Source organism: Kribbella caucasensis (genome assembly GCF_004361855.1).
GTDB classification, from domain to species: Bacteria; Actinomycetota; Actinomycetes; order Propionibacteriales; family Kribbellaceae; genus Kribbella; species Kribbella caucasensis.
In genome coordinates this window covers 42038-65198 of sequence record NZ_SNWQ01000034.1, presented here as the reverse complement: position 1 = coordinate 65198, position 23161 = coordinate 42038, and the positions used below count along the sequence as shown (strand labels likewise).

Annotated in this window: 19 protein-coding genes; 10 read left to right on the top strand and 9 right to left on the bottom strand. The window is 68.0% G+C overall.

The window, feature by feature from the left end:
- The first annotated feature begins 14 nt into the window (after window positions 1-14).
- On the top strand, window positions 15-1568 hold the full coding sequence (locus EV643_RS40065; protein WP_133805463.1) for a glycoside hydrolase family 13 protein: 1554 nt from the start codon (window positions 15-17) through the stop codon (window positions 1566-1568).
- Between the two features lie 87 nt (window positions 1569-1655).
- Here the strand turns inward: EV643_RS40065 and EV643_RS40060 are convergent, their stop codons facing one another.
- From EV643_RS40060 to EV643_RS40045, 4 genes are read right to left on the bottom strand one after another with little or no spacing between them, the layout of a single operon-like run.
- On the bottom strand, window positions 1656-3890 hold the full coding sequence (locus tag EV643_RS40060) for a heavy metal translocating P-type ATPase (RefSeq protein ID WP_133805462.1): 2235 nt from the start codon (window positions 3888-3890) through the stop codon (window positions 1656-1658).
- A gap of 16 nt (window positions 3891-3906) precedes the next feature.
- Window positions 3907-4902, bottom strand: a complete 996-nt coding sequence (locus EV643_RS40055; protein WP_133805461.1) for a DUF8832 domain-containing protein — start codon at window positions 4900-4902, stop codon at window positions 3907-3909.
- Window positions 4899-5117: a heavy-metal-associated domain-containing protein gene (locus tag EV643_RS40050; protein WP_133805460.1), complete on the bottom strand. Its 219-nt coding sequence runs from the start codon at window positions 5115-5117 to the stop codon at window positions 4899-4901. Before EV643_RS40050 ends, EV643_RS40055 begins: the two co-directional genes overlap by 4 nt.
- Before the next feature lie 50 nt (window positions 5118-5167).
- Window positions 5168-5482, bottom strand: coding sequence for a metal-sensitive transcriptional regulator (locus EV643_RS40045; RefSeq protein ID WP_238166135.1), 315 nt, complete (start codon window positions 5480-5482; stop codon window positions 5168-5170).
- 151 nt (window positions 5483-5633) lie between these two features.
- Between EV643_RS40045 and EV643_RS40040 the strand changes: the two genes are divergently transcribed.
- Window positions 5634-6638, top strand: coding sequence for an ABC transporter ATP-binding protein (locus EV643_RS40040; protein ID WP_238166134.1), 1005 nt, complete (start codon window positions 5634-5636; stop codon window positions 6636-6638).
- On the top strand, window positions 6635-7624 hold the full coding sequence (locus EV643_RS40035; protein ID WP_133805459.1) for an ABC transporter permease subunit: 990 nt from the start codon (window positions 6635-6637) through the stop codon (window positions 7622-7624). The genes EV643_RS40040 and EV643_RS40035 overlap by 4 nt, the downstream gene beginning before the upstream one ends.
- A gap of 119 nt (window positions 7625-7743) precedes the next feature.
- On the opposite strand, the gene EV643_RS40030 is transcribed toward EV643_RS40035, so the two are convergent.
- Entirely contained in the window at window positions 7744-8823 is a 1080-nt protein-coding gene (locus EV643_RS40030; RefSeq protein WP_133805458.1) for an ABC transporter ATP-binding protein, read from the bottom strand.
- Window positions 8824-9047: 224 nt separating this feature from the next.
- On the opposite strand from EV643_RS40030, the gene EV643_RS40025 reads away from it, so the two are divergent.
- Window positions 9048-10076, top strand: coding sequence for a LacI family DNA-binding transcriptional regulator (locus EV643_RS40025; protein WP_133805457.1), 1029 nt, complete (start codon window positions 9048-9050; stop codon window positions 10074-10076).
- A gap of 124 nt (window positions 10077-10200) precedes the next feature.
- Here the strand turns inward: EV643_RS40025 and snpA are convergent, their stop codons facing one another.
- Both snpA and soxR read right to left on the bottom strand, forming a co-directional pair.
- Window positions 10201-10854 carry a snapalysin gene (gene snpA, locus EV643_RS40020; RefSeq protein WP_133805456.1) on the bottom strand — a complete coding sequence of 218 codons (654 nt, stop codon included), beginning with the start codon at window positions 10852-10854 and terminating at the stop codon, window positions 10201-10203.
- 152 nt (window positions 10855-11006) lie between these two features.
- Window positions 11007-11483 carry a redox-sensitive transcriptional activator SoxR gene (soxR, locus tag EV643_RS40015; protein ID WP_133805455.1) on the bottom strand — a complete coding sequence of 159 codons (477 nt, stop codon included), beginning with the start codon at window positions 11481-11483 and terminating at the stop codon, window positions 11007-11009.
- A gap of 372 nt (window positions 11484-11855) precedes the next feature.
- Between soxR and EV643_RS40010 the strand changes: the two genes are divergently transcribed.
- From EV643_RS40010 to EV643_RS39985, 6 genes are all read left to right on the top strand, one after another.
- Window positions 11856-14081, top strand: a complete 2226-nt coding sequence (locus EV643_RS40010; protein WP_133805454.1) for a DEAD/DEAH box helicase — start codon at window positions 11856-11858, stop codon at window positions 14079-14081.
- Window positions 14082-14362: 281 nt separating this feature from the next.
- Window positions 14363-15664 (top strand): ABC transporter substrate-binding protein, encoded by a 1302-nt coding sequence (locus tag EV643_RS40005; protein ID WP_238166133.1) that lies wholly within the window; start codon window positions 14363-14365, stop codon window positions 15662-15664.
- A 3-nt stretch (window positions 15665-15667) separates the two neighbouring features.
- Window positions 15668-16561: a carbohydrate ABC transporter permease gene (locus EV643_RS40000; RefSeq protein ID WP_133805452.1), complete on the top strand. Its 894-nt coding sequence runs from the start codon at window positions 15668-15670 to the stop codon at window positions 16559-16561.
- Window positions 16562-17497 (top strand): carbohydrate ABC transporter permease, encoded by a 936-nt coding sequence (locus EV643_RS45210; RefSeq protein WP_133805451.1) that lies wholly within the window; start codon window positions 16562-16564, stop codon window positions 17495-17497.
- Window positions 17494-20034 (top strand): beta-galactosidase, encoded by a 2541-nt coding sequence (locus tag EV643_RS39990; RefSeq protein ID WP_202869976.1) that lies wholly within the window; start codon window positions 17494-17496, stop codon window positions 20032-20034. Before EV643_RS45210 ends, EV643_RS39990 begins: the two co-directional genes overlap by 4 nt.
- Before the next feature lie 9 nt (window positions 20035-20043).
- Window positions 20044-21291, top strand: a complete 1248-nt coding sequence (locus EV643_RS39985) for an ROK family transcriptional regulator (protein WP_133805449.1) — start codon at window positions 20044-20046, stop codon at window positions 21289-21291.
- A gap of 23 nt (window positions 21292-21314) precedes the next feature.
- Here the strand turns inward: EV643_RS39985 and EV643_RS39980 are convergent, their stop codons facing one another.
- Together EV643_RS39980 and EV643_RS39975 are read right to left on the bottom strand one after the other, a co-directional pair.
- Complete coding sequence (locus EV643_RS39980) at window positions 21315-22406, bottom strand: aminotransferase class V-fold PLP-dependent enzyme (RefSeq protein WP_133805448.1); 1092 nt, start codon at window positions 22404-22406, stop codon at window positions 21315-21317.
- A 109-nt stretch (window positions 22407-22515) separates the two neighbouring features.
- Window positions 22516-23106, bottom strand: coding sequence for a TetR/AcrR family transcriptional regulator (locus EV643_RS39975; protein ID WP_133805447.1), 591 nt, complete (start codon window positions 23104-23106; stop codon window positions 22516-22518).
- Window positions 23107-23161: the final 55 nt, after the last annotated feature.

Sequence of the window (23161 nt, the reverse complement as noted above, 5' to 3'; positions counted from 1 at the left end):
CCCAAGGAGAAAGCATGTCGGAAGCGTGGTGGCGCGGAGCCGCGATCTACCAGGTGTACCTGCGGAGCTTTGCCGACGGCAACGGTGACGGGATCGGCGATCTGGCCGGGCTGCGGACCCGGCTGCCGTACCTGGCCGAGCTCGGCGTGGACGCGATCTGGCTGAACCCGTGGTACCCGTCCCCGATGGCCGACGGCGGGTACGACGTGGCCGACTACCGGGCGATCGACCCCGCGTTCGGCACCCTGGCCGAGGCCGAGGCGTACATCGCGGAGGCGCACGCGCTCGGCATCCGCACCATCATCGACATCGTCCCGAACCACGGCTCCGACCAGCAGGACTGGTTCGTCGAAGCACTGGCGGCTGGGCCTGGCTCGGCTGCGCGGGGCCGCTTCATCTTCCGCCCCGGACGCGGCCCGGCGGGGGAGCTGCCGCCGAACGACTGGCAGTCGATCTTCAACGGCCCTGCCTGGACCCAGGTAGCGGACGGCGAGTGGTACCTGCACCTGTTCGCGCCAGAGCAACCCGACTTCAACTGGCGCAACCCCGAAGTGGTCGAGGAGTTCCACGCGATCCTGCGGTTCTGGCTCGACCGAGGTGTCGACGGGATCCGGATCGACAGCGCGGCCGTGCTCTTCAAGGATCTGGACAGCGTCGAGGAGTCGTACACCGACCACGACGAAGTCCACGAGGTCTACCGCGGCTGGCGCCGGATCACCGACTCGTACGAAGGGCGGTTCCTGGTCGGCGAGATGTGGATGCCGGACCAGGAACGGTTCGCCCTCTACCTGCGCCCGGACGAGATGCACACCGCGTTCAACTTCGACTTCCTGTCCCGGCCATGGAACGCCGACGAGTTGCGCGCCTCGATCGACCTGACCCTGGCCACCCACGTCCCGATCGGCGCGCCCCCGACCTGGGTGCTGTCCAACCACGACGTGACCCGCCCGGTCACGAAGTACGGGCGACCGGACACGTCCTTCTCGCATCAGGACCGCAAGCACGGTATGCCGACCGACCTCGTCCTCGGCGAACGCCGCGCCCGGGCCGCCGCCCTCCTCGCGATGGCGCTCCCCGGCGGCCTGTACGTCTACCAAGGCGAGGAACTCGGCCTCCCCGAGGTCGAAGATCTCCCCGACGAACTCCTTCAAGACCCCATCTTCACCCGCTCGGCCGGCGCCGACCGCGGCCGCGATGGTTGCCGAGTGCCCCTACCGTGGTCCGGCCAGGAAACCCCCTTCGGCTTCGGCGCCGGTACCCCCTGGCTCCCGCAACCCACCGACTGGAAGAACCTCACCGCCGAATCCCAGCAAGCCGACCAAAACTCCATGCTCGCCCTCTACCGCAACGCCCTGAAAATCCGCCGCACCCACCTAGGCGACGGCAGTTTGACCTGGCTCGACTCACCGCCCGGCATCCTCACCTTCACCCGAGACTCCGGCCTGACCTCCATCACCAACCTCACCCCAAACCCCATCGATCTACCGCCCCACATCGAACTACTCCTGACCAGCGCCCCCCTCGACAACGCCCAACTCCCCAGCGACACCACAGCCTGGATCCGCTGACTGTGAACAACAAAGCGGGACCTTGAACAAGGAAATACCTTGTTCAAGGTCCCCAGTTGTTGTTCACGGTCCCCGGACGAGACCGGTTCAGCTGCCGTTGAGGGGTTGGAAGCGGCGGAGGCGGAGGCTGTTGGTTACTACGAAGATGGAGCTGAAGGCCATGGCGGCGCCGGCCAGCATGGGGTTGAGGAGGCCGGCCGCGGCCAGGGGGATGGCGGCTACGTTGTAGGCGAAGGCCCAGAAGAGGTTGCCCTTGATCGTGCGGAGGGTGCTGCGGGAGAGGCGGATGGCGTCCGCCGCCGAGCGGAGGTCGCCGCGGACCAGGGTCAGGTCGGAGGCCTCGATCGCCACGTCGGTGCCGGTGCCCATGCTGAGGCCGAGGTCGGCCTGGGCCAGGGCGGCCGCGTCGTTCACACCGTCGCCGACCATCGCGACCACTCGGCCCTCGGCCTGCAGCTTCTTCACCGCGTCGACCTTGTCGCCCGGGAGTACTTCGGCGATCACCTCGTCGACGCCGACCTCGGCCGCGACCTTGTTGGCCACTGCCGCGTTGTCGCCGGTGAGCAGGACCGGCCGCAGCCCCAGCGCACGGAGCTGCTGGATCGCCTCGGCCGAGCTGGGCTTCACCGTGTCGGCGACCACGAGCACGGCCCGCGCCTTGCCGTCCCAGCCGACCGCGACCGCCGTACTGCCGTCGGCCTCGGCGTGTTCCTTGGCATGCGCGAGGTTGTCGGGCAGGTACTGGCTCCACTCCTCGAGCAGCCGGGTCCGCCCGACCAGAACCGCGTGGCCGTCGACGATGCCCTGAACACCGAGGCCCTCGACGTTGCCGAAGTCCTCGACCTCGGGCAGCCTGCCGACCTCATCGGTCGCGGCCCGCGCGATCGCCGCCGCGATCGGGTGCTCACTGGAGTGCTCCAGCGCCCCCGCCAGCCGCAGTACGGCGGACCGGTCCTCGCCTTCGGCCAGCAGTACGTCGACCAACGCCATCCGGCCGGTCGTCACGGTGCCGGTCTTGTCCAGTACGACGGTGTCGACGCGCCGGGTGGACTCCAGCACCTCCGGACCCTTGATCAGGATCCCCAGCTGCGCACCCCGTCCGGTCCCGACGAGCAACGCGGTCGGAGTCGCCAGGCCGAGCGCACATGGGCACGCGATGATCAGCACCGCCACGGCCGCGGTGAACGCCACCTCGGCCGGAGACCCGTTGCCGAGCCAGAACCCGAGGGTGGCCAGCGCCAGCCCGATCACGATCGGCACGAATACCCCGGACACCCGGTCGGCCAACCGCTGTACCGCGGCCTTCCCGTTCTGCGCATCCTCGACGAGCCGGGCCATCTGGGCCAGCTGCGTGTCGGCACCGACCCGGGTCGCCCGTACGACGAGCCGGCCGCCCGCGTTGACCGTGGCGCCGACGACGGCATCGCCTTCGCCGACCTCGACCGGCACGGATTCGCCGGTCAGCATCGACGCGTCGACCGCGCTGCTCCCGGTCACGATCACTCCGTCGGTGGCGATCTTCTCGCCCGGCCGCACGACGAACTCGTTGCCAACGGCAAGTTGGTCGGCCGGGATCCGGACCTCGCCGCCGTCCCGAAGTACGGCGACGTCCTTGGCGCCCAGCTCGAGCAGGGCTCGAAGGGCGGCCCCCGAACGGCGCTTGGCCCGTGCCTCGAAGTACCGGCCGGCCAGGATGAACGTGGTCACCCCGGCGGCGACCTCGAGGTAGATCTCCTCGGCGCCGCTGCCGCGGGACGGGATCAACGTGAACGGCATCGTCATCCCCGGCTCGCCCGCACCGCCGATGAACAGCGCGTAGAGCGACCAGAGGAACGCGCTCACCACGCCCAGCGAGATCAGTGTGTCCATCGTCGCGGCACCGTGCCGCAGGTTGGTCCAGGCCGCCTTGTGGAACGGCCAGGCCGCCCAGGTGACCACCGGCGCGGCCAGCGTCAGCGAGGCCCATTGCCAGAAGTCGAACTGCAGCGCGGGGATCATGCCCAGCGCGATCACCGGGACCGCCAGCACGACGCTGGTGATCAGGCGTTCGCGCAGCGGCTTGAGCTCATCCGGCGGTTCCTCGTCGGCGACCGGGGGAGCGGGGAGCGCGGCTGTGTAGCCGGTGGCCTCGACGGTCGCGACCAGGTCGTCGGTGCTGATGCCGTCGGTGTAGGTGACCTTCGCCTTCTCGGTGGCGTAGTTCACCGTGGCGGTCACGCCGTCCATCCGGTTCAGCTTCTTCTCGACCCGGGCGGCGCAGGAGGCGCACGTCATGCCACCGATGGTGAGCTCGACGGAGTTGCCCGGTTGTGGGGTCGTCATGGTCGTGTGCCTCCTTTCAGGAGTGGCCGTGCGGGGTGGTCTCGTGGCCGGGCGTCGGCGTTTCGGCGGGCAGCGTGGCCGGCGGGACGATCGGGGTGCCGGTGGCGCCGACGTGCACGGTGAACTCGGCGGTGCGGACCTTGCCCGCGTGCTGGAAGTCCAGGAACAGGCTGTAGGTCCCGGCCGTCGGGAACGTGGTCGCGAACTCGATCCCGGGACCACCCTTCTGCCCGGCCTTCGCCTCCTGCGCCGGATGCGTGTGCAGGTAGGCGAGGTCGCCACCGCGCAACGACACCAGGTGCCCGAAGGCGCCGAGGTACGGCTGCAGGTCCTTCACCGGCTGACCGCCCTTGCTGATGGTGAAGGTCAACGCGGACTCCTTGCCCGCCGCGGGATTCCCGGCCAGCGTCACGTCGTACCCGTCGACGCTGAACACGCTCGCCGGCTCGCTCACCGGGACCGGGACGTAGAGCCCGGACACGTTGACGTCGGTGCCGAGGGTCAGCGTCTGGCCGTGCGCGGCCGGCTGGAAGTCGGCGAACAACCGCCACGTCCCACCGGCTGTGAACGTGAAGGGGATGCTCCACGTGCCGTTGGAGTCCATCGTCGGGTGGACGTGGTGGAAGCCGGACAGGTCGCGTCGTACGGCGATCAGGTGCAGGTCCTTCTCATGCGTCTTCGTGTACTGCGTGACGGGTTTACCGTCCGGACCCTGGATCGTGAACTTCAGGTTCTCCTGCTTCTTCGGCTGGAAGAACGTGGTCGCCGGCACCAGGGTGTAGCCGGACTGGGACACCGCGAGCCCGGGTGGTTGCGCACCCGAGTCGCCGTGACCTTCAGCGGATCCCGTCTCGTGGCCGTCTTCACTCATGCCACTCATCGCGGGCTGCTCCTTCGCCGGGTCGGCTGCCGCGACCGGATCCGCCGCGGAGCCGATCGCGAAGGCGCCGGCGAACGCCAGCGCCAGCGCACCGGCGAACGCGCCGAGCCGGAGCGCGGCAGCCCCGGTCATGACGCTGCCAGTTCGTAGCCCGCCTCGTCGACGGCGTCCCGCACGGCGGTCTCGTCGAGAGTGGACTCGCTGATCACGTGCACGGCGGACGTGCCGCCGGCGTTCAGGTCGATCTTGACCTCCTGCACACCCGGCAGCTTGCCGAGTTCTTCGGTCACGGCGGCCGTGCAGTGTCCGCAGGTCATCCCGTTCACGGCGTACGTCGTGGTCGTCATAGTCGTGCTCCTTGGTATGAGTTCTGGATCTCGTGGGTTCTGGGGTTCGTTCAGCTCCGGACCAGGCGGGCGATCGCGTCGGAGGCCTCGCGAACCTTCTCCTCCGCCTCCGCGCCGCCCTTCTGCGCGGCCTCGACCACGCAGTGCGACAGGTGCTCGTCCAGCAGTTCCAGCGAGAACGACTGGAGCGCCTTCGTCGCGGCCGACACCTGGGTCAGGACGTCGATGCAGTACTTGTCCTCCTCGACCATCCGCTGCAGGCCCCGGATCTGGCCCTCGATCCGCCGCAGCCGCTTCAGGTGGCTGGACTTCTCGGCGGTGTACCCGTGCACGGTCCCGGTGGCCTGGTCTTCGTGGCTGGTCATGGCGGTCCTTCTTCCTTCGGGCTACCCCGTGGGGGTATGTCGACGCCCCTGAAATTACCCCCTTGGGGTATCGAATGCAAGTCCTGGAGCCATACCCCCTAGGGGTAATCTGTCTACAGGCCCCAAGCGACAGTCGAACAAACCTGGCAAGGTGAGCGTCTTCACCGGCGGAGACCGACGACTTGGGGGCGATGTGGACGACCTGGCAGTCAGTACGCGCGGACTGCGCAAGACCTATCGGACCCGGCGGGGGAAGCGTGTTGTCGCGGTCCGGGGGCTCGACCTGGACGTGCCGGCCGGTGGCGTGCACGGGTTCCTCGGGCCGAACGGATCGGGCAAGACCACCTCGATCCGGATGCTGCTCGGCCTGATCCGGGCGGACGCCGGCACGATGACGATGTTCGGCCGGCCGGTCCCCGAGCGGTTGCCGGAGGTGGTGTCGCGGGTCGGCGCGATCGTGGAGTCGCCGAAGTTCTTCCCGGCGTTCAGCGGGCGGAAGAATCTCGAGCTGCTCGCGGAGGCGATCGGCGCGCCCCGCAGCCGGGTCGGCGAGGTACTGGCGGAGACCTCGCTCGGCGAGCGCGGCAAGGACAAGTACCGGGCCTACTCACTGGGCATGAAGCAGCGGCTGGCGATCGCGGCCACGCTGCTCAAGGAACCGGATCTGCTGATCTTCGACGAGCCGACCAACGGGCTGGACCCGGCCGGTATCCGGGAGATCCGCGAGACGATGCGGTCACTCGGCGCCCAGGGCCGGACCGTCCTGGTCAGCAGTCACATCCTGGCCGAGGTCGAGCAGGTCGCAGACACGGTCTCGATCATCGGCCACGGCCGGTTGCTTGCCTCCGGCACCGTTGCCGAGGTCATCGGCGGCGCCGGCAAGGGGACCGTGAAGGTTGCCATCGACAACCACGAGGCGGCGATACCGGTGTTGACCGAGGCCGGCTGGACGGTGCGCCTCGACGGCGGCTACTTGTACGTCGACGGTGCGGCCCATCCCGCCGATGTCACCCGCCGCCTGGCCGAGCGCGGGATGTACGTCGCCGAACTGGCCCCGGTCCGTGCCGACCTGGAGTCGGTGTTCCTGGAGTTGACCGCGGGCGAGGGTCTTGGGACCGATGAGATCAAGCCCGGGCCCAGAGGAGGCGACCGATGATCCGGCTCGTCAAGGTCGAGCTGAAGCGGCTGTACGCCCGCCGGCTGACCATCATCGGGATCGCGGGCGTGGTGCTGATCACCGGGTTGATGTTGTTCGCCACCTGGCGGAGCGCCCGGCCGCTGTCCGAGTCCGAGCTGCAGCAGGCGCAGACCCAGTTCGAGCAGGTGCACAGCGAATGGGTGCGTAGCGCGGACGAGTGGAAGAAGCAGTGTGAGCGGGACTACGCGAGCGCGCCCGACCCGAAGCCGTCGATCGCGGAGTACTGCTCCTACCCGGAGCCCAGGTTGGAGGACTTCGGCCGGCCGCGGTTCACCTTCGCCGACACGATGCCCGATCTGCTGTACGGAGCGTCGTACCTGCTGGCCGGTGCCGCGTTCCTGATCGGTGCGAGCTTCGTCGGCGCGGAGTACAGCTCCGGGTCGCTCGGCAACTGGCTGACTTTCGAACCACGCCGGCTCCGGGTCTACGGCAGCAAACTACTTGGCGCGCTGCTCGGTCACGTGCCGGTGGCCGTGGTCACCCTGGCTCTGCTGATCGGTGGCACGGCCCTCATCGTCGAGCTGGTCGGCAACACTTCGACGACATCGGGCAAGGTGTGGGGTGACCTGTTGGCGATCGCCGGTCGATCGGTGGTGCTCGCGGCGGTTGTGGCCGCGCTCGGCAGTGTTTTCGCGATGCTGCTGCGCCACACTGCCGCCGCGATCGGGTTGCTGATGGGCTATCTGGTGCTGGTCGAGGGTGTCTTCGGCGGATTCCTGATCAAGGCGCAACCCTGGCTGGTCCGGCTCAACGTCGACGCCTGGATCAAGCACGGCACCACGTACTGGGTGGACAACTGCCAGACGATGCCGGATGGCATATACAACTGCACGTCGCTGGAGAAGACCGTGTCGTTCGGGCACAGCGTCTGGTACCTGGGGATCGCCGCGGCCGTCATCGTCGCCCTCGGCGCGCTCGTCTTCTCCCGCCGAGACCTCACCTAGTCGCCCGGCAAACGAACGCCAGCCCCGTCCGGCAAACGAACATCGGCACCGTCCAGCGAACGAACGCCGGCCCCCGAGTGGCGAACCACTCGAGGGCCGGCGTCACGTAGTACCGGGGGTCAGGCCGTCAGGCGCTCCTCGGTGGAGGTGGAGAACAGGTGCAGCTTCTCCGGCACGGCGGCGAGGTGGATGGTCGAACCCTTCTCGACCGGCATCCGGGCGTCGATCCGGGCGATGATCTGCTGGTGCTCGTTGTTGTGCTCGGCGGTTCCGTAGAGGAACGCGTCGGCGCCGAGCTCCTCGACCACGGCGACGTGGACCGGGAGGCCCTTGTCTGCGACCTTGAAGGCCTCCGGGCGTACGCCGACCGTGATGGTCCGGTCGCTGCCGGCCTTGGACAGGATGGTGCGCTCGATCGGGATCACGTAGTCGCCGACCTTCGCGCCACCCTCGGTGATGTCCGCATCGAGCAGGTTCATCGCGGGGGAGCCGATGAAGCCGGCCACGAACTTGTTCTTCGGGTGGTCGTACAGGGCCAGCGGGGTGTCGACCTGCTGGAGCAGACCGTCCTTGAGCACGGCGACCCGGTCGCCCATCGTCATGGCCTCGACCTGGTCGTGGGTGACGTACACGGTGGTGACACCGAGACGCTGCTGCAGTTCGGCGATCTGGGTACGGGTCTGGACCCGGAGCTTGGCGTCGAGGTTCGACAGCGGCTCGTCCATCAGGAACACCTGCGGGTTACGCACGATCGCGCGACCCATCGCGACACGCTGACGCTGACCACCGGACAGGGCCTTCGGCTTGCGCTCGAGGTAGTCCTCCAGGCCCAGCAGCTTGGCGGCTTCCATCACCCGCTTGGCCCGGTCCTCCTTGGAGACACCCTGCATCTTCAGGGCGAAGCCCATGTTGTCGGCGACCGACATGTGCGGGTAGAGCGCGTAGTTCTGGAACACCATCGCGATATCCCGCTCCTTCGGCGGACGGTGCGTGACGTCGCGGTCGCCGATGTAGATGGAGCCCTCGTTGACCTCTTCGAGGCCGGCGAGCATCCGGAGCGAGGTGGACTTACCACAACCCGACGGGCCGACGAGAACCATGAACTCGCCGTCCTCGATCTCGAGGTTGAGCTTGTCGACGGCGGGGGTGTCACCACCGGGGTAGATCCGGGTGGCTGCCTTGAAAGACACAGTGGCCATGACGATTCAATCCCTTCACCGGCAGGAACGTGCCGGACGATCCGTAGTAAAGGCCCCCGGGCGGGGGTGCGCCCATCCTGACTTGCCCGGCTCGTCCTGACAAGGTGTGCGGCGTGTGAAATGTGCGGTCTGTTCATTCTGTGGACAGCTCTGCGCAGTTTCAGTCTGCAAGATCTTGCAGCTTCTTGCTGCAAGATCAGCGACGGTGGGTAGGGTGGCACCCCGTGAGCAGCAGAGCGAGGCTGGCGGACATCGCGGCCAAGGCGGGGGTCAGTGAGGCGACGGTCTCGCGGGTGCTGAACGGCAAACCCGGGGTGGCCGAGGACACGAAGCAGTCGGTGCTGACCGCGCTGGACGTGCTCGGGTTCGAGCGGCCGACCAGGTTGCGGCGCCGGTCCGCGGGGCTGATCGGGCTGGTGATGCCGGAGCTGATCAACCCGATCTTCCCGTCGTTCGCCCAGGTGATCGAGTCGGCGCTGTCGCAGCGTGGGTTCACCCCGGTGCTGTGCACCCAGTCGCCGTCCGGCGCCTCCGAGGAGGAGTACGTCGAGATGCTCCTCGAGCGCGGCGTGTCCGGCATCATCTTCGTCTCTGGTCTGCACGCCGACACGGGCGCGGACCACGCTCGCTACCAGGCCCTGGTCGACCGCAACCTGCCGGTCGTCTTCGTCAACGGCTGGCTGCCGGGGGTGGAGGCGCCGTTCATCTCGTCCGACGAGGCCGCCGCGACCGAGCTGGCCGTGTCCCACCTGGTCGCGCTCGGGCATCGCCGGATCGGGTTCGCCTCCGGACCGGAGCGGTTCATCGTCGTCGAGCGCAAACTCGCCGGCTTCCGTACTGCGATGAAGGCGCAGCTCGGGTTGTCCGACGGGGAGGTCGACGGGCTGGTCGAGCTGAGCATGTTCGGCGTGGAAGGTGGTGCGGCAGCGGCCCAGCGGTTGCTCGATGTCGGGGTCAGCGCGGTCGTCTGCGGCTCCGACATGATGGCGCTCGGCGTGATCCGGGCCGCCCGGCAGCGCGGGTTGTCGGTCCCGGGTGACGTGAGCGTGGTCGGCTACGACGACGCCCCGATGATGGAGTTCACCGACCCGCCGATGACGACGGTCCGTCAGCCCGTCCACGCGATGGGCCTGGCCGCTGTTCAGTCGCTGCTGGAGGAGGTGCGGGGCCACGCGACCCCGCACACCGAATTCCTCTTCCGCCCCGAACTCGTAGTACGAGGCTCCACCGGACCGGTCAGAACGGGGACGTGACTCCGGCCCGGAACCGTCCCCTGCCAGGTGGTTCCGAGCCGGAGGGCTTCGTGGGATCAGGTGCGGGAGCCGGCGCTGGTCTGGGGCGGCGACCAGCGCCGGCTCGGCCAGTGATCAGGGCAGATCAGCGGGCGGTGAACCCGTTGGCCCAGAGCTGGTCGACGCGGGCCCGCTCCGTCGCGTCCGGGTACGGGTTGGTGCAGGACGGGCCAGGGCCGCCGCCGGACATCAGTTCGCTGCACGGGCCCGAGTAGTGGTCCGGCAGGCCGAGCACGTGACCGGTCTCGTGCGCGGTGATCCGGGTCGGGTCGTACTGCTGGGACTGGGCGTAGTCGAGGAAGATGTATCCCCGGCCGTGCCCGTCGGTGGACGCGTACGAACCACGCGGGTCGTTGCCCTCGGTGTAGTAGAAGTCGTAGTTGCTGCCCTCGACCAGGGTCACGTTGCCGACCGAGGAGTTCCAGATCGACGTACTGGAGTTGATCTCGGACTGGAAGCTCGGAGCGTCGACGGCGTACGTGACGGTGACCGCGGCGGAGGGCTTCTTGCCGGCCTTGGCCTGCTGCGCCTGCTTGGCGCGGGCAGATTTGATCACCGCGTCGTAGAAGGCCTTGGTGGCGGCCTTGTCCTGCGGCGAACCGGTGTACGCGGCGATCGAGGAAGACGTAGAGCTCTGGGTGGCGCTGGGCGCGTCGGCAGGGGTTGCGGCGTAGGCGGGGACTGCCAGGGCCGCTGCGGCCAGGCCGGCCAGGGTGCTCAGGATACGGCGATGCGACATGGGAGGGCCTCACTCCGGATCAGTGGCGGAAAGCGACCAGCGAACTACTGGGCGCTACATCTCCGGATCGTGCCAAGCCCGGGCGGAAACCGCAGTACGCCGCGGAAAACTCGGGGGTTAACCCTCGTCCTTCCGGCCCGGTTCTATGACCTTCATAGCTCGCCGGGTATGCCGACGTTCAGGATCCGGGCGCCCGGTCCACGCTCGGCCAGGCGGTCGGACTTGTTGTACAGATTGCAGCGTTGCAGGCTGAGGCAGCCGCAGCCGATACACCCGTCCAGGTCGTCGCGCAGCCGCTCGAGCTCCGCGATCCGCTGGTCCAGCCGATTGCGCCAGGTCTTCGACAGCCGGCTCCAGTCCGCCCGCGTCGGCGTACGGTCATCAGGCAACGAATCCAGAGCCTGCTTGATCTCCGACAGCGCCAGGCCGACCCGTTGCGCCGCCTGCACGAAGGCGATCCGCCGCAAGGTGCTTCGCTGGTACTGCCGCTGGTTGCCCGAGGTACGCCGGGAGCTGATCAGCCCCTGATCCTCATAGAACCGCAAGGCCGACGCGGCCACCCCGGACCGGCCGGCGATCTCACCGATCGGCAACCAGTGATCCTTGCTCGGAACGTTCTCCTCCGCCATACCGCCACCCTAGAACCGCCACACAACACTTGAACCCCCCTTGAAGGTCAAACGCCCGTCCCACCCCCAGGCTGGTGCGGGTCGGGCGGTCAGCGGGGGCGGCTGTGGGGGTGGTCGGAGGGGGCGGCTGGGTCGGGTATACTTTTCGGGTCGGTGCGCGAGTCGCGTCACCAGAGTTTTTCCCAGGCGCTCCGACCCGTCGGTTTCGGCAACCCGCTGATGTCCACCCGGCGACATGGGTGCAACGCGATAGCACCCGCAGGTCGATGCCAATCTCCTGCCTTGCACGATCGATCCGGCCATGTGTCATGGCCGGCCGCTTGTGTGTGGGGCAAATCCGGCATCGGGCCGTGACGTTGAGAGAGAGATTGCGTGTCCCAGCACCACCAGGAGCAGTTCCGCCCTGCCGACGGCACCGATGCCGGCGACCGGGTGAAGAAGCCCCGACACAAGAAGTTCCAGAACCAGTCATATGGCGAGCGGATGGGCGGCGACGTCGTCCGGTCCGAGTCGCAGGGTGAGGTCCGTGACGACACCACCCGTGAGCGTCGTGGCGGCCCGAGCGGGTACTCCGATCGTGGTTCCCGCGACAGCACGAGCGGGTACTCCGATCGTGGTTCCCGTGACGGCAACAGCTACCCCCGTCGGGATGGCAACAGCTATGAGCGCCGCGACGGCAACCGTCCGGTGAAGGGTTACCGCTCGGAGCGTCCGAACCAGTCCCGCGACGGACGTCCGTCGTACCAGCGCACCGACCGCACCGACTCGCGCGGCAACGACAACCAGCGCCCCGACCGCACGGACTCGCGCGGCGAGCGTACCGGGGACCAGCGCGGTGAGCGGTCCTACCAGCGCAACGACCGCACGGACTCCTCGCGCGGCGACCGTTCCAACTACTCCCGCAACGACCGCTCGGACCAGCGCGGCGATCGCTCGGGCTACTCGCGCGGCGACCGCACGGAGTCCCCGCGCAACGACCGCAACGATCGCCCGAGCTACTCGCGCGGCGACCGTACCGAGTACTCGCGCGACGACCGCACCGACTCCCGCGGTGACCGCCCGTCGTACCAGCGCAACGACCGGACCGACTCCTCGCGTGATTACCAGCGCACCGAGCGTCCGTCGTACCAGCGTGAGGACCGTCCGTCGTACCAGCGTCAGGATCGGCCGCAGTACGAGCGCGCCGACCGGCCGCAGTACGAGCGGACCGAGCGCACGCAGTACGAGCGGGCCGAGCGGAAGCCGGTGGAGCAGCCGGAGGACCTCGGCACTGTTGCTGAGGGCAATGGATTCGCCGAGCTCGGCCTCGCCCCCCGGTTGGTGCAGCGGCTGGCGCGGGACGGGATCACCTCCCCGTTCCCGATCCAGGCGGCCACCATCCCGGACGCGCTGGCCGGCAAGGACGTTCTCGGTCGCGGTCAGACCGGCTCCGGCAAGACTCTCGGGTTCGGCCTGCCGACGCTGATGCGGCTGGCCGGTGGGCACACCGAGTCGCGCCGCCCGCGCGGCCTGGTGCTGGTTCCGACCCGCGAGCTGGCGATGCAGGTGCACGACGCGCTGGAGCCGCTGGCGCACGTGATGAACGTTTCGGTCAAGCTGATCGCGGGCGGGCTGCCGTACCCGAAGCAGATCGAGGCGCTCCGTCGTGGCGTCGACCTGCTGATCGCGACGCCCGGCCGGTTGATCGACCTGTGTGAGCAGGGCGCGGCCGACCTCGGCGCGGTTGAGGTCGCGGTGCTCGACGAGGCCGACCACATGTGCGACATGGGCTTCATGCCGGCCGTCACCACGCTGCTCGACATGACCCCGGCGACCGGCCAGCGGCTGCTGTTCTCGGCGACGCTGGACAACGACGTCGACACGATCGTGAAGACGTACCTGAAGGACCCGGTCACGCACTCGACCGAGTCCGGCCAGGCCACGGTCACCACGATGGAGCACCACCTGCTGGTGATCGAGCCGGGGCACAAGCAGTCGCTGACGGCCGAGCTGGCCAGCCGCGACGGCCGTACCATCGTGTTCGTCCGGACCAAGCTGGGCGCCGATCGCGTCGCCACCCAGCTGCGCGACCGTGGCGTGATGGCGGCCGCGCTGCACGGCGGTCTGACCCAGGGCGCCCGGAACCGGACGCTGGACCAGTTCAAGGACGGTTCGGTACCGGTGCTGGTGGCAACGGATGTCGCGGCCCGCGGTATCCACGTCGACGACGTCGGCCTGGTCGTCCAGGCTGACCCGCCGGCCGAGCACAAGGACTACCTGCACCGCGCCGGCCGTACTGCGCGGGCCGGTGGCAAGGGTGCCGTCGTCACCCTGGTGTTGCCGCACCAGCGTCGCGGCATGATGCGGATGGCCGAGTCGGCCGGCGTCAACACCGAGCCGGTGCGCGCGCGTCCGGGCGACGAACTGGTGACCGAGCTGACCGGTGGCACCAAGCCGTCGGGTTACCCGGTTAAGTTGCCGGAGCCGAAGCCCAAGCGGTTCGGCAAGGGTGGCAAGCGGTTCGGCAGCGGCCGCCCGGGTGGTCGCGGCTACGAGGGCCGCAACAACAGCCACAGCAACGGCCCCCGACGGGGCGGGAGCAAGTCCTACCAGCACTGAGTAGCAGGTAGGCCCCAGCGCTGAGCAAGCGAGAAGGCCCCGGTTTCCCTTCACCACAAGGGAAACCGGGGCCTTCGTCTGTCCGCTGACATCTGCCGTCGGCCGGCGGTCGCGTCCGGACCGGATTCCGGACGATCTCGGTAACGACTGGGAATTCTGCCTCCCGGCCTATTGTCAAAGGGTTATTCCGATGGTTAGTTTAACCGCCACTTGAACCCATGCGGCTCGTCGAGCCGCCCGGAGGCTGACCCACCAAGGCAAGGACGGACAGGGCGATGACGATGAACAGGACGCAGGTTTCGCGTCGGAGTTTTCTCGGGATGGGAGTGGCCGCGGGCGTCATCACGCTCACCGCATGCGGCTCGGACAGCGACAGTCAAGGCTCGGGCTCGGGCAACAGCAGCGCCGCCAACCTGGTGATGACGGTGTGGGGCGGCGAGAACGACAAGACGACGTACCAGAAGCGGATCGACCTGCTGGTGAAGAAGTACCCCGAGATGAAGGTGACACTGCAGCTCATCCCGGGCGACGGGTACGCGCAGAAGGTGCAGACGATGATCGCGGGCGGCAAGGGCCCGGACATCATGCAGGTGGCGGAGAACGTCAACGTCTACTCCAGCAAGAACCAGATCCTGGCGCTGGACGAGCTGGCCGGCAAGGCCGGGCTGGACCTGGAGAAGCGGTTCGGCTCGATCGCGAAGATCTACTCCTACGAGGACAAGGTGTACGCGATCCCGGACCGCTCCGGCGCGATGATCGTGTACTACAACAAGACGCTGTTCGATGCCAAGGGCATCAAGGCGCCGACCGCGGACTGGACCTGGGACGACGCGCTGTCGGCGTTCAAGGAGGTCACCGTCCCCGGCAAGCAGTGGGGTTACGCCGGCGGCGGCTGGTGGGCGCAGTGGTGGAGCTTCGTGTATCAGAACGGCGGCAAGATCATCGACGACAGCGGCAAGCCCGCGGTCGCCTCCGACGAGGTGATCGAGGCGTTGCAGTGGACCGGTGACCTGATCTTCAAGCACGGCGTCGTACCGACCAAGAAGCAGTACGCCGACATGGGCGCGGACGTCGGCGGCGACGGGGCCTTCGCGAACGGGAAGGTCGCGGTCAACACCACCGGCTTCTGGGGCATCAGCGGGCTGACCAAGAGCAAGATCGAGTGGGACATCGCGCCGCTGTGGAAGGGCAAGGAGCAGGCGGTGACCGCGTTCGGCAGCGGCCTGGCCATCTCCCGGACGGCGAAGAACCCCGAAGCGGCCTTCAAGGCGATCGACTTCCTCACCGCACCGGAGGCGCAGCAGCAGATCATCGGCACCGGCCAGGACGTCCCGGCCAGCCTCGAGGTGCAGAAGAGCGACGCGTTCCTCAAGCCGGCCTGGATGACCAAGCCGGTGAACATGAACGTCTTCGCCGAGTCGAGCGACTTCGTCTACCGGGCGCCGTTCGTCCCGGCCTGGAACGAGATGCAGAAGGCGTTCGACGACGGGCTGGCCGACTTCTGGCTGGGCAAGCAGGACGCGCGCGCAGCGCTGACCGCGATCCAGCAGCGGCTCGAGTCCATCGTCAAGCCCGCGGGGTAGATGATGTCGAAGCTTCGCCGTCGCGAGGCGATGTGGTTCTACCTCTTCGCCTCGCCGTGGATCATCGGGTTCGTCGTGTTCCTGCTGGGACCGATGATCGCGTCGATCTACATATCCTTGACCGACTGGGACTCGTTCACGGCGCCGGAGTGGGTCGGCCTGGAGAACTACAAGCGGCTGCTCACCGATGATCCGGTGTTCTGGAAGGCGTTGTGGAACACCTTCTACTACGCCGCGATCTCGGTCCCGCTCGGTCTCGTGATCGGCCTGTGGCTCGCGAACCTGCTGAACAAGCAGGTTCGCGTCCGCAAGGTGTTCCGGACGCTGATCTATCTCCCGACGCTGGTGCCGCTGGTCGCGACGGCGATGATCTTCAAGATGGTGCTCGCTCCGTCGGGTCCGCTGAACGACGTGCTCGGCGTGGTCGGTATCCCCGGGCCGTCGTGGCTGCTGGAGGCGATGTGGGTGAAGCCCGCGCTGATCCTGCTGTCGGTGTGGGGTGCCGGGGCCGCGACCGTACTGTTGCTCGCAGCAATGAAGGGCATTCCGCGGGAGCTGTACGAGGCGGCCGAGGTGGACGGCGCCAGTCCGATCCGGCAGTTCTGGAGCATCACCGTCCCGCAGTTGACCCCGATCATCTTCTTCAACCTGATCATGGGCCTGATCGGCGCGTTCCAGGTGTTCTCCCAGGTGTACATCCTGACCAAGCCCGTGGGTGGGCCGGACAACGCGAGCCAGATGATGGTGCCGCTGTTGTTCAACGAGGCGTTCTCCTTCTACCACATGGGTTACGCGTCGGCGATCTCGTGGCTGCTGTTCGCCGTGATCCTGGTGTTCACGCTGATGGCCTTCCGTACCGCCCGGCGCTGGGTGTTCTACGAGACCGAGGTGAAGTGAATGGCCACCGTCATGTCCACCGTCGCGCCACCGGAGCAGAAGCACGAGCCGGGGCCGGAGCGGGAGCGGGAGCGCAGCAAGGACCGGGTCATCGGCGTGTTCCGCGCGACCCCGTTCACCTACGCCACTCTCATCATCGTCTCGGCGGTGCTGTGCGTGCCGCTGGTGTTCGTGGTGTCGATCGCGCTGGCCAGTGACCAGACGGTGAACGCGAACACCTTCACGATCATTCCGCGCGAGTTCCACTGGGACAACTTCACCCGGGTGTTCGGCACCGACCTGCCGATGCACCGGTTCCTGATGAACTCGGTCATCATCTCGCTCGGCGCGGTCGTCGGGCAGGTGCTGTCCAGCGGGCTGGTGGGGTACGCGTTCGCACGACTCCGGGCGCCGGGCAAGAACGCGCTGTTCATCATCGTCATCGCGACCATGATGATCCCGGCGCAGATCACCATGATCCCGCAGTTCATCCTGTTCAAGGAGCTCGGCTGGGTGAACACGTTCCTGCCGCTGATCGTGCCGAACTTCTTCTCGAACGCGTTCAACGTCTTCCTGGTAAGGCAGTTCGTGTCCCGGCTGCCGAGCGAGATCGACGAGGCCGCGATGGTGGACGGGCTCGGCTTCTTCGGCATCTACCGGCGGATCATGTTGCCGATGCTCGCACCCGTATTGATTGCCATCGGCATCTTCACCCTGACCGCCACCTGGGGTGACTTCATGGGTCCGCTGATCTACCTCAACGACGAGTCGAAGATGCCGCTCGCGTTGGGCGTTCAGTACATCACCAGTACCTCGCAGGCGCTCCAGGCACCACCCTGGAACCTGGTGATGGTCGGTTCGATCCTGCTCACGCTGCCGATGATCCTGGTCTACTACCTCGGTCAGCGGTACCTGTACGAGATGGACATCAGCGGCGGCAGTGCGGGGGTCAAGTGAGTTCGTCAACCATCATGAGCACCGGTGTCGAGCTCGACGCCCTGGGGCTGCGGATCGACGGCCGGCCGCAGCTCGTGCTCTGTGCGTCCCTGTTCTACTTCCGCCTGCCACGTGAGCAGTGGCAGGCGAGGCTCGAGCAGGTTCGCGCGTCCGGATACACCTGCGTCGATGTCTACCTGCCGTGGAACTTCCACGAGACCGCACCCGGTCAGTGGTCGTTCGACGGCAGGCGGGACGTGGCGGCCTTCCTGGATCTCGCGCATGAGGCCGGCTTGTACGTCATCGCGCGACCCGGTCCGTACATCTGCTCCGAGTGGGATGGCGGTGCGTTGCCGGCCTGGCTGGGACTCGATCCCGAGCTCCGGGTCCGGCAGAACGAGCCACGCTTCCTCGCCCACGTGGCGGCGTGGTTCGATCAGGTGCTGCCGATGCTGGTCAGCCGTCAGTATGGCGCCGGGGGCGCGGTCATCATGGTCCAGCTGGAGAACGAACTGGATTTCTTCGACTGCGAAGACCGGACCGGCTACCTCACCGCCCTGCGGGACCAGGTGGTCGACCACGGAATCACCGTGCCGCTGATCGCGTGCGCCGGGCAGGGCGACATCGCGGGTGCCACGGGAGACGTGCCCGGCGTAGTACCGGCTTGCAACTTCTACCCGAACGACGATTCGCCCCACATCGAAGCCGAGGTACGCCGGTACGCGCGGCTGCTGGCGGATCGTGGACTGCCGTTGCTCATCACCGAGACGAATCGGCGGCATCGGACCCTGCGTCGGTTGCTGGCCAGCGGGGCGTCGTTGATCGCGCCGTATCTGCAGTCATCCGGGTGGAACTTCGGCTACACCCCGTCCAGCGGGAACTGGGGCCGGCCGGGCAACTTCATGAGCCACGGCTACGACTTCGGCGGTTACGTGTCGTCGACGGGTGCGGAGCGGCCGGAGTACGCCGAGGCGCAGGTGCTCGCTCGCGTGGTCGACGCGTTGGGGTCGCGATTGGCGCTGGCCACGTCGAGTGTGCCTCGGGTGGAAGTGGTGTCCGCCTTCCCGACCAGTTCGTCGCCATCGGCCCTGGATCTGTACGGAGGCGGCCAGCTCGTCGCCGTACCGAATCTCGGTGAGACCGCCGGACGTGCGGTTGTGGGTGGTGTTTCGGTGGCGGTCGCGGCGGATTCGTGTCCGCTGATGCTGGTCGATTTGCCCTTGCGGGATTGGGGTTTCGACACGACATTGACGCTGGCGTCGGCGGATCTGATCGATGCAGAGGACGGCGTGCTGAGGTTTTCGTCCGCTGTACCGGTGACCGTTGTGCTGGGCGGCACCCGGGTGGAGATTCCGGCACCGACGAGTGGCGCTCCTGAACATATGACCGTCGACGGCGTGGACGTTGTCGTGCTGGCACCCGCCGACGTTGTGCGCCTCGCCCCAACCGGCCAGACGGCAGAGGTACAGGAACTGCGGGCGGTACGCCGGCGGTCGGGTGCAGCCCCAACGAAGCCTGCTGGTACGCATGAGCTACCGCCGACCTTGGAGTCTCTCGGCGTCTACCGAGGTCGTGGGACCTACACGGCGACCGCGGAGCTGACCGGGATCGACGTGTTGCTGCTGGTCGGCGCGGCCGACATCGTGGACTTGTCGATCGCGGGACGAGTGCGGCCGACGATCGCCGGATTCGGCGCGACCCGCCGGATCGAGGTCGGCGAGGTGACGGGACGCGCCGAGATCCACGCGACCGTTGAGATCTGGGGCCACGCGAACTTCGACGATGCGCGTCTGCCGGCCCTCAAACTCGGCGCGCTGCGCGGACTTGGCGGTCTGTGGACGGTCCGCAGCGTGCAGGACCTGTCGGCGTTGTGGACGGTCGAGGGCCATTGGGCGGGTACGCCGAAACCCTTGCGGAACCTGGGCGGCTGGAGCAGCACCCGCGTCGGCATACCGTTCACCTATACGCGCAGCGTCGAGACGCCGACCACGTCCGCGCTGTGCCTGCAGGGCGTGGTCGAGCCGGTCACCGTGGTGGTGGACGGCGGCGAACCGATCATCGTGCCCGCCGAGAATCCTTGGGTGATGCTGCCCGCCGGGACCGGTCAGGTGTCGGTCACGGTGCCGCACCACCCGAGCGGCGGAGGACTTCACGCGGAACTGCTCAGCCTCGAGCCGGTGACGGACTGGGCTTGCGCGGCGCAGGACGACGAGCTGCTGACCGCGTATGCCGGGCACGACGGCGGGTCCAGCACTGATGTCGAGCTTCCGCTGGTCCTGAAGCCGGGGGAGGAGGCCTGGCTCGACGTCGAACTGCCGGCCACCGAGGGAGGGTTCCTGCTTCGGCTGGACGGATCCCAGCTGCGCGCGACCGGCTGGGCATCCGGCGAGTGCCTGGGCCGGGTCTGGGTCGGCGATCGGCCGGACTTCTCCGGCGGCGACCCCGACGCGCTCTGGGTCCCCCCGGGCTGGTCAGGCGTAACGCTGCTGATCAGGGGCGTCGATGGCCCGGCCCGACCAGAGCTACGTAGGCTACGACTAGAATCACCGAACAACTAGGGGGAAGCAGTGCCGCGGCAGACGTCCCGTGATCTTCGCAACGAGAGCCGCTTCGAGGTTCTCCACGCGCTCTTCGAACTCGGGCCGTCCACCCGTCAAGAGCTCGCCAAACACACCGGCCTCAGTACGGCGACGGTGGCGACCCTGGTCGCCGAGTTCCTGTCCGAGGGCGTACTGCGGATCGCCACGGTGGAGCGCAGTACGGTCGGTCGCCCCTATGAGCGGCTCGACATCGACCCCGACCGCGGCCGGATCGTCGGGGTCGACGTGGCCGAGACGTACGTCGACGCGACCGTGTTCGACGTCGCCCTCGGCCCGCTCGGCCACGGTGAGGTCGCCCTCGACGAGCACGAGAACAGCCAGGCGTACGTCGTCGACGGCATCGTGCGTGCGATCGAGTCGGCCGTCGAGGCCAGCAAGACCGGGCGCGACAGCATCCTCGGTGTCGGGGTCAGCATGCCGGGCCAGGTCCGGCCGGACGCGGGGGTTTCGGTCTTCGCGCCGAACTGGGACTGGCACGACGTGCGGATCGAGGAGCTGCTCGAGGAACGCCTCGGCATCGCCGTGTACGTCGACAACCCGCTCAAGGCCGTCGCGTTGTCGGAGATGTGGTTCGGGGTCGGCCGGACGACCGACAGCATGGTCGTGGTCAACCTCGGGACCGGCGTCGGCGCGGGGATCGCGGTCGAGGGTTCCCTGCTCCGCGGGGCTGCCAACAACGCGGGCGAGTGGGGTCACACGCTGCTGCAACTGGACGGCAGGCAATGCCGTTGCGGGCGGCTCGGTTGCGTCGAGGCGTACCTCGGGGTCCATGGCCTGGAGATGTCGCTCGCGGAGATCGACCCGAAGCACCCGGCGCTCCGGCAGCCCTTGCAGCGTGGGTTTGTGGACGCCGTGGCGGATGGTCTCGCCGCCGGTGATCCGGCGCTGACGGAGCTCGCGCGGCGGACTGCGCACTACCTCGCCGCGGCACTTGGCGACCTCGTCAACCTGCTCAACATTCCGACGGTGACGCTGACCGGCTGGACCTCCGCAGCCTTGGCCGAATGGCTCATCCCCGCGGTGCGCGACGAACTGCCCGACCACGTGCTGCCCGGTTCACTGCCCGGTCTGACCGTCGAGGTGACCTACGTCCCGGGCAACGCTGTCGCACTCGGGATGGCGGCGTTCACCCTGGAACAGTTCCTCGGCCGACTCGGCCTGGCCAGTCCCGCCAGTACTCCGAACGCCCGGCGCCGCCTCCGCTCACCAGCCTGAGGTTCCCTTGTACAGCAAGGGATTCAGCGGTCCAGGATCATCGCCAGCCGGGTCAGGATGATGGTCAGCTCGTCGTCGTCCAGTGGGACCAGTTCGAGCAGCAACTCGTCGTTGTCCTGCTGGTCGGTCAGCACGTAGATCGGCGGCACGCCGGCCTCCAGCTCGGTCGCCACCCGGGCCGCGCCGACCACCTTCAGCAAAACCCTTGCCAACGGCAACCCAGCTGGATCCGGCACCGACTCGGCGACCACGCCGGGAAGCTCGTTCGCCTTACGGACAAAGGAATTCACCTTCGCCGCCTGATCCGCCTCCCACTTGGCGCGGTCCTTCGCCTGCCACTCCTCGAGTGCCGCCAGGACGCCGATCACAGCCTCCTTGGTCGGCTTCATCCCCCGGCCGATGCCCTCTTCCTGGGACCGGACGGCGCGCACCAGCGTCCGCGTGCCGGCCACCAGCCCGGCCGTCGGCGAAGCGAGGTACTTCTGGCCGCTGATCAGCACCAGGTCCGCGCCGGTCGCCAACAGGTCCGCGGTCCTCGGGAACTGCGCCGCGCCGTCGATGATCGCGGGCACTCCGCGTCGATGCGCGGCCCGCACCGCCTGGACCAGATCGATCAGCTCGCCCTTGACCAGCCGGGACGACACCAGCAGCAGGCAGGTGACGTCCGGTCCGTCGAGCTCCTCGTCCAGATCGTCAATGCTGCAACGGGTTTCGTCTCCTGCCAGGGCCACCTGAGCCCCGGCGAGCCGAACAGCCTGCAGGTTCGACTGGCCGTAGTCCACCACGTGACTCGCGGGCATCACGACCCGGTTGTGCATGTCCTTGGCGTCGGGCAGCATCGCGATCCGGCGCGGGTCGTTACCGGCCATCGAGGCCGCGACCGCCAGCGTGATCGCGGCCGCGGTGCAGTGCACGACGGCCCCCGCCTGCGCGCCGGTCACCTGCGCGATCGCCTCACTCGCCCGATCGCCCAGCTCGGCCATCACGAAGAACTCGGGCAGGGCCTCGGCCACCGCCCCGGCCACCCCCGCGGAGCTCCGTGACACCCCCAACGGCGTGTACGTCCCCCTGGCGTTGATCACCACACTCAACCTGTGCCGCTCATGGATGCTCATGGTCCTGATCACATTAGTGGTGACGGACAGTCAATGGCCACACATCACGCAGTACTCGTTGCCAGCGGCCCGAAGCAGAACCGAAAGGCCATCACTTCACTTGCTTGTGTCAGGAAGCGAGTGCTACAAGCTGATCCGCGAATGTTTCGAGCGCTTGTACTGCGGCTGCCGTGTCGCGGTCGACCAGCCAGCCGAGCGTCACCCCGTCAGTGACCGCCAGCGTCATCCGGGCCAGCCGATCGGCCGGCACCTTCCACTCGACCTCGCAGGCCGACGAGATGACCGACAGGATCTCCTCGATCCCGGCCAGCTGGCTCTCGCGTTGTTCGCGCGCGAGTGGTTCGGTCTCGGCGTTCCGCAATGCCCAGCTGGTCAGCTCGTAGGTGAGCAACTGCGCGTCGGGTGTCTTCTCCACCAGCTGCCAGAAGCCGAGGAACGCGTTCCGCACGCTCGTCGCGAGATCCGCACCCGGCGCGATCGCCTTCCGCGCGGCCTGGACCTGCGCGTCCGCGATCACCCGGATCACCTCGTGCAGCAACTCCTCCTTGGACCGGAAGCAGTAGTGCACGATGCCGACCGAGATGCCCAGCTCCTGCGCGATCCGCCGGGTCGTGGTCGCGGCCAACCCCTCCCTGGTGGCGACCTGGATCGCGGCCTGCACCAGCTCGGCGCGCCGCTCGTTCGCAGGTACCCGTGGCATCCGGCCTCCTCTCCGTTCCCACCGTAAGCGTTCCAGGTCATCTGTCCAAGTCCTT